Source organism: Haloglomus irregulare, assembly GCF_007421925.1.
GTDB lineage: Archaea > Halobacteriota > Halobacteria > Halobacteriales > Haloarculaceae > Haloglomus > Haloglomus irregulare.
This window is the reverse complement of record NZ_QMDX01000033.1, coordinates 1-12,635: the sequence shown is the minus strand read 5'-3', so window position 1 is coordinate 12,635 and position 12,635 is coordinate 1. Positions and strand designations below refer to the sequence as shown.

Sequence of the window (12,635 nt, the reverse complement as noted above, 5' to 3'; positions counted from 1 at the left end):
GCCAGACGAGTGGCACAACTGTGAGTACAATATTAACAGTTGCCCCGTTACGGCGCCCTATTCCTTTTTCGGCGCCCGGACCACCCGTGGCTGCTTGATTCCCGGCCACGAGACGCCCTCAACACCCACGATATCCGGTTTCAGAGCGGGATGCCGGCGCTGGCGCATGAGACGATCATGGGTCGGCCCGATGACGCTTTGAAACAGCAGCAGACTACGCGATGGTATGTGAGCGCCTACTTACATACCGATGACCCGGATGTACTTCCGCTCGATGAGGACGTGCTTGACGGCCTCCAGTTTGGCGGCAAACGGAACTACGGCTACGGGACGACCACGCTGAAAGACACGCAGGTTGTGGATTTGGAGGCGCTGGACTACTCGCGTATCGAAGATGGCGAATCGTTCATCCTTGAACTCGTCACGCCGTTCGTCCTCCGGTCGCAGTACCCGAAGGCCAACAACGTGGAAATTCCCTGGTGGTGGAATGTGGCCGACAAAGTGCAGTTGCGCCACCGGCTGGAGAAGGTCATTGAGGGCGGCGACATCTACGAGTTGGAGACGGCCGATCATGGCGTGGTCGTCGGCTACGATGGCGACCGCCCGGTCAAGACCGCGAAGAGCGGTCTGACCCGCGTCGGGAACCACTCGAAGTACGGCTTTGGAGAACTTCGTGTGAAACCAGCCACTCCAGATGAAACGCACCTCAAGAAACAGTTAGAAAACCCGAAGTCGGAGCACTGACAAACGAACAATGACCGGTACCGATCCCGCAGTGTCCGCGCCGGTCAGACTGAATAAAGTAGATCGTATTACAAATGGAAATTACTTCGGCGGCGAAGAGTACATCCCCGAACACGAAGGCCGGGAAATGACGCTTTCGGAAGCCACGGGCGGGGAAAGCGCCCAACAGACGTTCCGGAGCGCCCTCGCAGACGGTGAGGGTGCCTGACGCCACAGCTCGCTCCCGCCCTCCACAGTACCCGTAGAACACGGGTTCTACACGTTCTCTTGAGTTCTTCCTCTCCTCCGCGTCCGTCGAGCCGGGAGTCGCGACCTGCGGTCTGCTCGTTCCTACGCAACAGATTACACTCGTCGGCGGGTCCAGCTGTTGCGTAGGACTCGTTTTGTCTCCCCCGGAAGCGGTGGAGGGCGGACGCCCACACGGAGCGCTCCTAGCGCGTTGTGTCGACACCAACGGCCCAGCGCGGTTCCGCGTGGGCGTGCCACAACTCGCCCTCCGTCCTCAGAACGGAACACCCTCCGTTCTTTCTCCCCTACAGAGGACGCACCGACACGCCATTCGTCAAAGGCACCACTTTCCTGCTCACTCCAATCTCCTCTCCCCTCTCCGCTGAGGCTCCTGTCCTGACCTCTCTTCGTCCGTCTCTTCTCTTCTCGAACCGTTGCACCGCCCCCGACCGCGCTTCCACCTCCGTTCTCCGGTCTCTCTCAACAACCGCTGTCCCACCCATTGGCGGTTGCCACTTTTCGTACGAGGAAACACTCCACTCCAATGTCCACAGAACCCACCACCACGTCCGATACCGAATCGCCCGCCTCGACCGAGACCGAGGCCGAGAACAAAAACGAAACCCAGCACGCGAACAGCGGGGACGCGTCCGGGGTGACCGACCGCCCAGCCGTCGCCCTAGCCGATCTCCTCACCCGAGAGACCGACATCAACTTCGCCGGCCTCATCGAGACCGACAGCGGGTCGTATCCCGACGAAATCCCACCGGAAACCCGGTGTCTCGCCGATTCACCTCGCTCGTTCAAAGAGGCAATTCGCGTCCTGCCGAAGGCCAGTCCAGGTGAACTCTGGGCGACCAATGACTTCGTCGAGACGAGCGGCCGCGTCGATACCACCGCCATCCGCGATGTGCATGGACTCGATATCGACGCCCTCGAAGCCGCCACTGGTCGCTCACTCGAGGACCTCGCCGCTGGGAGTAGCGCCGACGCCGTCGTTCGCGTCCGTGACCACAAGGACATCGTCGACGACCGCCGGAAAGCGTTGAACGCCCTCGGCTACGACGTCAAATTCCGCTGGCAGATCGCCAGCGACTCCTACAGCATCATCAACCCACAGGACGCGTATCTCCCCATCATCAGTGCGCTCCAGCAGCGCGGCGAAACCGACGCCTTCGGATGGGTGTCCTACCGCGACTGGGGTGGCCTACTCAAGATGGTCGTCATCTGTCCCAGCCTCCGCCACGTCGTCTCCGGTGAGGAAGCAGACCTCGAGAACGCCGTCGACGAAGACGGTATCACGAGCGTCGTCAGCGCCGCCCAGACCGACAGTAACACGAGTGATGCAGAGACCGACTCCCACTCCGACTCCGACGCCCTGGAGACAGTTGTTTTCGGCGGGTTTCAAACAGGATACGACTTCCGAGGCACGCAAACACTCTGGGCGAGGCCCATCCTGTTCTTCCCCGACTCGGGGACAGTCCTCCCCGATATGGGTGAGCGCTACACGCGACGCCACTACGGGCAGGCGACGAACGCCGCTCACGAGCGCAAACAGGGCCGCGTTCCCATCAACGAGTGGTGGCGGAACATCTACGACGACATCGACACGCGGATGATCGAAGTCGATACCGCCATCCGACGGACTCGTGCCATCGCCTACGACTTCGACGACCTTCCCTTCTCGCTCGAAGACTGCTACACGTACTGGGGGGTCGCGTTCAAATACGCCGAGCGCGCCGCCGAGCGTGCAACCTCAATCGCCAAGCCCGCACACCGCCCCACCGTCTTCAACATCCAGCTCTCGTTGCTCATCGCACTCCTTGAGGAATACGACGGCTCGAAGGCCTCGAACTCCTACCAGGAGTATCTCGAAGTCGCCGGAGAACTGTTCAGGAACCCCGCGATGATGATTCAGCTCGCGATGCAGGAACACGACCGGCGAGCCGATACGGATGCCGAACGAGTCCTCCCTGAGAGTCAACAGACGCTCTCAGACGCTCTCGAGGACATCGTCGATATTCCCGGCATCAGCGTCGATACCGAAGCCGACCTCACCGACCAGCAGGCCCAGCGCGTCCAAGACCGACTCCAGCAGCGGCTTGGCGACGCCTAGCCCACTCACAGCGGGCCCGAAAGCCTCTCGAACGCACCGCAGATAGCCTCTCTCGAGTCACCGGAGGCCGCCTCCAGCCACCGACCGTTGCACGTGGGGGGAGTGCGAATTTGAGTATCATTTGTCGCTCCCGGAAGCTTGGAGGAGCCGAACAGACTCGGCCTCGCAAACTCAACCCCATGTCCTCAACCACGACATCCGGTAGTCCCGACAGTCCCGACAGTCCCGAGGAGCAGGTTATCCTCTCGCACCTCGTGAATCGACTCCTACAGCGCGAAGGCGGAAACATCCCCGTCGAACGCGTCACCCTCCGCGTCTCCGACTACGCCGATCTCTCCGACCAGGACGCCGCCGACCTCATCGACGACGGCGCAGACGCAGGCATCTACACGCTGAATCGGTCACAGAGCGGGAGCGCCACCATCGTCGGCGTCTCACCACAGGGGCCCGAACCACAGGTCATCACCGACGCCTTCGGCGAACTCCAACACGACACCGGCGCAGACTTCCGCGTCATCAGCGTCGTCACCGACTCGATCAACGACGCCCTCCACGACGCCGGCTACGATGATTTCACCGCACTCGCGAGCGCCAGCACCGACGACATCGCCGGCCTCACCGGAACCCTCACCGAGAGCCGCGCCGAGAATATCCTCAAAGAAGCCCAGCGACACGTCCCCATCGGGCACCGCCTCGCACAGCGAGCCGCCGCCTACTACAGCCAACGGAGCAATCCAGACACCGGCCTCGGTGAAGCCCGCGTCACCGACCTCTCGCTCGTCACCGAATCCGTCGGCGAACCGCGCTTCTTAGCCGAAGGCTGGGACCCCGACGACGAACGCGGGATGTACGTCTCCAACATCGGACGCAACGCCGGGACTCCCGTCCCCACGGGTCTCCACATCCTCGACAATCCCGACCATCAGAGCGTGCCTAAGGCTGCGACCCATCCCGATGCGAGCTATGATGCTCTCCCCGTCGACGAACACGGTGAGATCATCCCACCCGCTGTCCCCATTGACCCCCGCCTCCAGCTCCCGCTCGACGAACTCATCGCGAAGAAACTCGCCCGCGGACTCGTCCCCGTTAGGGTCGTTGGCCCCCGGGGATCGGGGAAGAACTACCTGCTCAAGTACCTCTGCCACAAGACGAACCGTGGCTACCAGTCCATCGACGTCGATCGATCGACCGAACCCGAGGACCTCTTCGGGCCGCTCGTCCCCGACGGCGACGTCATCGTGCCCCGCAACGGCGCCGTGAAACAAGGACTGCTGAACGGCGATACAATCGTCATCAACGAGTTCCCCGTCATGCAGGCTGGCGCGGCCATCGCCCTCCACCGGCTCCTGAACGAGGGGACGCTCCTCGTCAAATCCCACGGCGAACTCGTCGAGCCGCATCCCTCTGCGCGACTCGTCATCACGATGAACCCGCCCACCAGAGAGTACCGTGACTCCGAGCCGATGAACTCCGCCACCCGTGGTCGGTTCCGAGCCTTCGAGCAACCCTACATCCAGGACGTTGAGGAGGAAGTCGAGACGCTCGACCGCCAGGTCAACAGTACGGACGTCGTGGTGGACCGCCCGACGCTCCGGAAGATCGTCCAGTTCGCTCACCAGACGCGGCAGAACGAGTCCTGGCCGACGCTGTCGACCCGGAATCTCACCATCCTCTGCGAACACATCGAGGATGGAGCGTCACCGAAGGCCGCGACGAAAAACGAACTCTGGGCAGTCGCAGAACCGAATCAGTATCCCGAGGATGCCTACGAAACGCTCAACGATTTCCTCTGAAGCACTCTCGCACGTGGATGGCCTCGTTGAAACCCTCGATTGTTGATAGTTCGTTGGAGCCGTGCTGAATACATAGCGCGAAGGCAGCAGGAGTCCTCGTACTGGATACAACGCGCGTATCTCCAACAGAGTTGTCTCCCGATTCGGCTAGGTTGGAACATCTACTGATTGAACAAGACCGCGCTTCTGAATCGGTGGAGGTTATGGATTCGAGGAAGAGGTGTTTCCAGTTGCGCTCTGACGATTAGCTTCTCTCTCAGCGCAACTTGGACAAATATACATCACTACGACAGCGCCTGACGCAAATTCCACTTCCGTTCGCTCAGCCTCTTTTTCTCCACATCGGATACATTCCATACTGACTCTATGTCATGTGGTGCATTAACGCACTCGGTCGTCGAGGTATCCTGTATACGCCCTGTTATACAGCAGGCGGCATCTGCCACCCAGTGGACGAATCTGGGGGAGCATGCTGCGAACACAACGCGTATCGGTCAAACTACGAACCGACTGAACCGGTAGCGCCAGAACAAACAGCAATCCAGACAGAGTCATGGACCCTACGAAACCGTCGGAAGGAACAAATCCTCGAAAGGCTATCTATCGCATAATGCCCCAGCGAACACGCTCGTCCGGCTCAGAACGGAGTCCGGGATGAGATACGAAACCATTCCCCTCAGTATCGATGTTGAGGAGGCCCGGAGACTCATCTCGGAACGGAAAATCAATCTTCGAGCGAAGTCCACCCAAACCGGCGTCAAGTACTACACGAATGCCGGATTGCATCTCGCGACACTCTCACCGGCTCCATCATCCGCTCCGGGAGTCACGCAACTCCGCTATCGAACCGCGATCATCGGAAGCCACCACGTTCACGCCCGGACCTCGGCGAAACGAATCCGGAATGCAGTTGACGCGTATCGGGTCACATCCATTTGAAATCCTGATCTAGCAACCTCACCGGAGATGTGTGCCGCAATGGGGACAGAACTCCATAGATCCGAGAACAGGATGTGTGACTTTGATCTGGAACTTGTAATCACAGTTCGGATATTGATGCGTCGGTGGTTCTCATACCCATATCCGCTTATTGGGCTCTGACTCATTCTTCCTGATTTTCCTGGCTTGGTGGAGGCTTCGCAGAAGTGACCAGAGACGTCCCTTCGAGACACTAACCCTCTGGAGCAAATCATTCAATGTGTACGGTTCGAACGGTTCCATCTCTTGATAAACATCGTCCCGCGTCAATATCTCGTCATCTGGTGGTTGCTTTTCGAAATCCTTGTCTGACATGGATGGTAGAGCAGCCCCGAACCGCGTAATCCATTCGCTGGATCTCCACCGAGACTGTCGTACCCTGACCGGATGATACCTCTGCAGACACCAGCTAACAGTTGGTGAGAAAGACGACGGGAACTGCTGGACAGTACGTGTCGGCTGGACTTCTGTGCAGAAGCGGAGATGTTCATAGTCAATCCTTTTCACCGGGCGACTGGAAACGGGCAGCAAATCCCGATGCGCTCACTTTCCGAGCGGGTGTCGAACCTCTCCCGCCGTGACCGACTTGTCGTAATCTACCTCCTGGGGCTCGGGGTACTCGTGGCGTTCTACATGATTGCCTACAATATCATCATGGCGCGCCTGGAGGGGGTAAACCAGTCTATGTTCGCCTCGTTCGAGTTCGTTGTCCAGACGATGACGACCACGGGATATGGTCAGGACTCCGGGATCTGGAGTCACCCAGTGACCTACCTCTTTGTCGCCCTCACGCAGATATCTGGCATCGGCATCGGCTTCTTTACCCTGCGGCTCATCATTATCCCCCTTTTCACCGGCGCCGAGGTGAACCTCGACAATCGGCTTACCCCGAAGCAGGACCACGTCATCATCTGCGAGTACCGCCGCGACTCCGCCGTCCTACTCGACGAACTCCAGGAACTCGGTATCGATTACGTACTCATCTCCTCCGACGAGGAAAACGCGCAGGAACTCTCTGACCAGGGGTACTCCGCCATCCACGGCTCCCCACAGGAGGCATCGGCGTTCGAGCGAGCTAGCATCGATAACGCACAGATGGTCATTACTGATGCCGGGGACGCGAATGTCAACACCATCCTGACAGTCCGTTCCGTTCGGTCCGATATCGAGATTCTCACGCTCACCGACGACAGCGAGATGCGCGACATCCTGCCGGATACAGGTGCGGACACTGTCCTCTCGCCACATGGCGTTCTTGGCCAGCGGCTCGCAGAGAAGGCAATCTCATCGATCAACCTCGATTTGACGGATACAATCAGCCTCGGTGGTGATCTAGAGGTGACGGAAATCCCGGTCCACCACGGGAGCCGCTTGATCGGCTCTCGAATCCGGGAGTCGAATATCAGAGAGGAGACGGGGGCGAATATTATCGGCGCATGGATTGATGGTGAACTCCAGCTACCCCCGGACCCTGACGCGATTATCCACCAGAATACAGTACTTCTCGTCACGGGAGGTCATGACGCACTGGAATCGTTCAGCGACTTCACCCGTCCGGTTCGCACCTTCCGACGGCATGAGGATATCATCGTAGCCGGATACGGTGAAGTCGGACAGACCGCCGAGGGCATTCTCACAGAGGCCGATATCGAGACAACGACCATCGACGTTGAAGATCGTGAGGGTGTCGACATCGTGGCGGACGCGGGGTCAGAAGAAGTCCTCATGAAGGCAGGAGTCGAGAACGCGGGAGCAATTATTGTCGGTCTCCCAGATGACTCTGCATCGCTGCTAACCACGGTGTTAGCACGGTCCCTGAATGAGGACATCGAGATACTGGTGCGAGTCAGCGAAACCGACGCCACACGGAAGGCACTGAACGCAGGCGCCGATTACGTTCTTTCCGTCCCCCGAGTGAGCGCGCGAATGGTTGCCAAGGAACTCCGAGGAGAGGACGTTCTCGCGCCAGCGAGCCAGATCCGGCTCATCCAGGTCCCCTCTGACCCATTCACCGGCTCAACCCTTGCCGAGTCAGGAATCTATGAACGGACGGGTTGTCGTGTAATCGCCGTTGAGGATGAGACAGGGCTCACAGGGACGGTCGACCCGCAGCGGCGGTTCACCGGCGACGAGCGGCTTACCATCGTCGGCACGGATGAGGCGGTCCAACAGTTCCTCAAGCAGTTCGATGTCTCACCGATGCAGGAGGCTAAGACGTAATCGAAGCGAGGCGAGCAGCTGAATCCCCGGCAGTTTCGATATGTTCGTCACTGATGGTCGGAATTCGTCGATGCAGCCAACCCTGACCCAAAGACGCCTGCGGCCACAATTATAACCCTCGCAGCATTAGTCATCGGATATGCCTCTGGGTGACGGGTCGACAGTCCTTGTTCCAGTCGATGTGTCGACCACTGAAGCCCCGGATACCGACCTACTCACAGTCTCTGACGCGGTACACCTCGTCCTGCTTGGTTACTATCCGGTCCCGGATCAGGCGCCGCCGGCGCAACTCAAAGCGGACCACGAGGACGATGCGCAACGGCGACTGGCGGAACTCGCCGCGACGATCGACCGTGATGTGACCCAGCGCGTCGTGTTCACGCATGACCGGGACGAGACGGTCGACCGCGCCGCCGAAGAGTACGACTGTGATGCGATCCTCCTGCCCGGGAGCCATACCGCCACTGAGCGAGTGTTCGTCCCGCTTCGAGGCGACGACAACCTGGACCGTATCCTCTCGCTCGTGGCGGATCTCCTCCGGCGTGAAGAGACGACCGCGACGCTGTTTCACGCCACAACCGCGGACGAGCGAGAGTACGGTCAGTCGCTGTTGGACGATGCGGCCGGTCGGCTTGTCGAGGCCGGTATCGACCGTGCCCGGATCAACACGAGACTCGCGACGACCAACGACCCGGGGACTGCGATCGTCGAGTTAGCTCACGAGTTCGATCTCCTCGTTGTCGGGGAGACAGAGCCGTCGCTGACCGACCGCATCCTCGGTCGGGTTTCGACCCGCATCGCCGACGAGGTCGACCGCCCGGCGTTCGTCGTCCGCAAGCCGTAGCCCCATGCGACTTATATGCATCCGACCCAGTAATTGAACTACTAATTGTGGCCAAGACTCCTGTCGCGGGTGAACACCCCGTGAACCGACGCATCCCCCCCTCCGCGAAGAGGATGAAGTTGTGACTGACGGGAGTTCGCTCGAGCGGAATCTCGGGTTCATCGAAGCGATGACGCTCGGCGGCGGGACGATGATCGGGGCCGGCATCTTTATCCTCCCTGGGCTGGCCGCAGAGGGAGCCGGCCCGGCCAGTTCGGTTTCCTTCGGGATCGCCGGCTTCGTCGCGTTGTTGGCGGCACTGTCACTGGCGGAACTGGCGACCGGGATGCCGATCGCCGGCGGCAGCTACCACTACGTCAATCGGGCGCTGGGCGGCCTGTTCGGCAGCATCGTCGGCTGGGGGATGTGGACCGGCCTGATGTTCGCCAGCGCCTTCTACATGATCGGGTTCGGCCAGTACATCGTCGTCCCGCTGCCGTTCCTGGACGGGCGGGCTCTCATCGTCCTGATCGGGCTGGTCGGGCTCGCGGCGATTACGGGGCTCAACTACTACGGGACCGACGAATCCAGCGGCGCGCAGAACCTGATGATCGGTGCCGAACTCATCGTCGTGTTGGCATACGTCGCGGTCGGGGTGTTCTTCATCGAGCCGGGGAATCTCGCGGAGTTCGCCCCGACAGGTCCGGTCGGAATCGTCGCCACGACCGGGACGGTGTTCGTCACGTACCTCGGGTTCGAAATCATCGCCACCGTGGCCGGCGAGATCGAGGATCCGGGGCGGCTGATTCCGCTGACGATGGTGTTGTCGGTGGTGTCAGTCACAATTCTGTACGTCGTGATCATGCTCGTCTCGACGGGCGTGGTCCCCTACCAGCAACTGGGGAGCTCGTTCGTTCCGGTGTCGGACGTCGCCGCGATCACGATGGGGGGTGCGATCGGCGTTGCCGCGGTCACCGTCGCAGCCGCGGTCGCCGCCATCTCTAGTTCGAACTCCTCGATCCTCGCGGCGTCGCGGGTCATCTACGCGATGGGCCGGGACGGCCTGATGAGTGACCGCTTGAACGTCACCCACGACCGGTTCGCGACGCCCCACCGCGCGATCATCGCGACCGGCGGTGTGACCGGCCTCCTCGTACTCGCTGGACTGCAGGTCGCCGAGATCGTCGCGCTGCTGGCACAGGTGGCGAGCTTCAGCTTCCTCGTCACGTACGCGCTCGTCCACGTCGCGCTCGTCGTGTTCCGGCGCGTTGACCCGGAACCGTACGACCCGGAGTTCAAGATACCGGGGGTACTGTATCCGGCAGTCCCCATCCTCGGTGTCGTGATGGCTGGCGTAGTCATCTCTCAGATGCAGCCCGAGGTGATCGTGGTCGGCATCGGTATCGTCGCGCTCGGCGTCGTCTGGTACGGCGGGTACGCCCGCAGTCGGACTGTCGAAGACGGACTACTGGGTGAGGCAGTGCGGATCGCGTTCGAACCCGGGGGAATCGCGTTCGAGACAGTGGGGGGGCTGTTCGGTCAGGCAGAGCCGTCCGACGCGACGGCCGACGCACAGCCGTACCGCGTGGTCGTCCCGGTCGCGAACCCGACGACACAGCGGCGATTACTCCGCCTGGCCGCGGCGACAGCCCGGGCACACGCCGACGATGGTGAGCCGGAGCTGGTGGCGGTCCATGTCACCGAAGCGCGTCCCTCGCCTGACCGGAACGTCGAGTCGGATCGACTGGACGAACAGCGGGACCTCCTGACGGTCGCCCGCGGCGTCGCGGCCGAAATCGGAATCGACCTCGACACCCGCTCTGCTATCGCCGACGACCCCGGCGAGGTGATCCTCGAGGTGATCCGAGAGACCGACGCCGAACAGGTGGTCCTCGGGTGGCAGGGCGTGACGGACGGCGACGACGACGGCGAGGTGTTCGGGTCGACGCTCGATTCCGTGATCGAGCGGGCGCCGTGTGACGTGGCGCTCGTCGAGTTCGAGCAGGAGATGATCGGGGAGCCGGTCGCGCTGGTCGATGCCGGGCCGCACGCAGCGACGGTCGCGCAGCGAGCGGTCGACTTCGCGACGGTCGACGGGGAGACTGCGACACTCCTCACCGTCCAGCGCTCGACCGATGATGCCGACCCGGTAAGGGAAGGGCGACGGATGATCGAATGGGTCGCGAATCGGGCGAATCTCGATTCCGATGAGTACGAAACCGAGGTCGTCGTCAGTGGGGATCTCTCCGCGGCGATTATCGATGCCGTCACGGGGTACGACACGGTGTGTGTCGGACTCTCGGAGCGGAGCGACGCAGAACGGCTCGAGTTCGGATCGACCGCTCGGCGCGTCAGCCGGGACGCCCCCGGCAACGTCGCAGTCGTTCGCGGGCGAGAACTGCTCGAACCCGATGGCCCTGACCGAGGACTCGCCGACGTAACAGCGGCCGACGACGTCACTTGATCTTGTCTGCCCACTCGTCGTGGAGCTTGGAGCTGATCCGTGGGGCAACACCAACCCGTCCTGTACGCCACCATAGGTATCCAAGTATCCCGAGGGCAGCCGGAATCTGGAATCCCATCTGGATGAGCCCAGTTCGGCCAGTAAGCCATGCCGGGCCACTCACGGACAGTGGAACGACAGCTAGTGATGGGTCGGAGGCCATCGGAACGACGTAGCCGGAAACGAAATTGAATCCGGCATGGATACCGATGGGCAATCCGAGCTGACCCGACAGGAGATACGCAAGGCCGAGCAGAACCCCGGCACTCAAGAAATGGATACCAGCAACGAGCGTCGGTCCTAAATGGGCGAGCCCAAACAGCAGTCCAGACACGCTCCACGCAGCAAGGAGCGTCGTCGTCCCTAACAACCTCCGCAGGTCCAGCCCCTCGATAGCGTTCGTGAGCACGTATCCCCGAAAGACGAGTTCCTCGGCGATCGCTATACTCACGGTTATGACGATGACCAGTCCAATCTTCTGGAGGTATGTACTGGTGAGGACATATTTCGGGTCGCCGACGGTGATCCAGCCACCAATGACCCCCAGTCCCACCGCCGCTATCGGAATCGTCCCACCGATAACTGCGCCCGCGAGCGCGTCACTCGCCCAGCGACGGGTGATCCGTAGCCCCAACGAACGAACGGGCCGTTTGTCCAGATACGTCGCTGCCCCGAGGAGCAGTCCAAGCGTACAACAGACGAGAAGCACACGAAGCGTGGCGGAGCGGAGCAGGCTGTCGCCCGACGGCCAGACGAGATTCGGCAAGGTCAGAAAAAGAGCGGCGTAAAGTATCAAAAATAGTCCCACGCGGATCAACGATCGCGGCCGCTGCTCCCGCTCATTCCACGCAAGCAGACGAAGTCGTCGAAAGTACTCGTGGATATATGGATGCATTGCAGCTTGTGGTCAAGCGATGGAGGTGAGCGAATATACGTCCCCGGTGGCGATGGCCTTTTGATTCGGATTCTCACCGCGTGTCAGGATTGTAATACCACACACCCAACAACATCAATCCCGCCGGGACTAACGAGACGAGGCTACTTCCGATGATGGCTCGGTTCATCGTCGAGAGTCCTATAGTAACCATTAGAAGTAATTGCTCACTTTGGGAAGAGACAGTTCCTCGAGAGCAGTGTCGATTGCCGTTGTTAGCTCGTCGAGTGAGTCGAAAAACCGGTTGCTGAGAGCCGCTTGCAGTTGTCTCCAGCACTCCTCGACAGGATTCAACT

General features: G+C 60.9%; 7 protein-coding genes and 2 pseudogenes. 6 read left to right on the top strand and 3 right to left on the bottom strand.

The features are described from left to right. Positions 1–48 precede the first annotated feature (48 nt). The 3 genes and pseudogenes from DP107_RS19070 to DP107_RS19060 form a co-directional block, all read left to right on the top strand. Positions 49–744: pseudogene (locus tag DP107_RS19070) on the top strand (hypothetical protein); the annotation flags it as partial. Positions 745–1,516: 772 nt separating this feature from the next. Beyond that, positions 1,517–3,088, top strand: a complete 1,572-nt coding sequence (locus DP107_RS19065) for a hypothetical protein (RefSeq protein WP_238330969.1) — start codon at positions 1,517–1,519, stop codon at positions 3,086–3,088. 179 nt (positions 3,089–3,267) lie between these two features. After that, positions 3,268–4,881, top strand: coding sequence for an AAA family ATPase (locus tag DP107_RS19060; RefSeq protein WP_144263667.1), 1,614 nt, complete (start codon positions 3,268–3,270; stop codon positions 4,879–4,881). A 1,071-nt stretch (positions 4,882–5,952) separates the two neighbouring features. Here the strand turns inward: DP107_RS19060 and DP107_RS19055 are convergent. After that, positions 5,953–6,174: a hypothetical protein gene (locus tag DP107_RS19055; RefSeq protein ID WP_144263666.1), complete on the bottom strand. Its 222-nt coding sequence runs from the start codon at positions 6,172–6,174 to the stop codon at positions 5,953–5,955. A gap of 222 nt (positions 6,175–6,396) precedes the next feature. Here DP107_RS19055 and DP107_RS19050 point away from each other — a divergent pair, with 222 nt between their 5' ends. The 3 genes from DP107_RS19050 to DP107_RS19040 all read left to right on the top strand — a co-directional run bounded on the left by DP107_RS19050 (position 6,397) and on the right by DP107_RS19040 (position 11,366). Continuing rightward, the gene (locus tag DP107_RS19050) at positions 6,397–8,079 is read left to right on the top strand and encodes an NAD-binding protein (RefSeq protein WP_144263669.1); all 1,683 of its coding nucleotides are present in this window, start codon (positions 6,397–6,399) and stop codon (positions 8,077–8,079) included. A 139-nt stretch (positions 8,080–8,218) separates the two neighbouring features. Then, complete coding sequence (locus DP107_RS19045; protein WP_144263665.1) at positions 8,219–8,923, top strand: universal stress protein; 705 nt, start codon at positions 8,219–8,221, stop codon at positions 8,921–8,923. 169 nt (positions 8,924–9,092) lie between these two features. Further along, positions 9,093–11,366: an amino acid permease gene (locus DP107_RS19040; protein WP_144263668.1), complete on the top strand. Its 2,274-nt coding sequence runs from the start codon at positions 9,093–9,095 to the stop codon at positions 11,364–11,366. Here the strand turns inward: DP107_RS19040 and DP107_RS19035 are convergent. Both DP107_RS19035 and DP107_RS19030 read right to left on the bottom strand, forming a co-directional pair. Further along, positions 11,359–12,171, bottom strand: coding sequence for a CPBP family intramembrane glutamic endopeptidase (locus DP107_RS19035; RefSeq protein ID WP_185977409.1), 813 nt, complete (start codon positions 12,169–12,171; stop codon positions 11,359–11,361). The genes DP107_RS19040 and DP107_RS19035 overlap by 8 nt on opposite strands. A gap of 321 nt (positions 12,172–12,492) precedes the next feature. Next, a pseudogene (locus DP107_RS19030) lies at positions 12,493–12,635 on the bottom strand (IS630 family transposase); the annotation flags it as partial.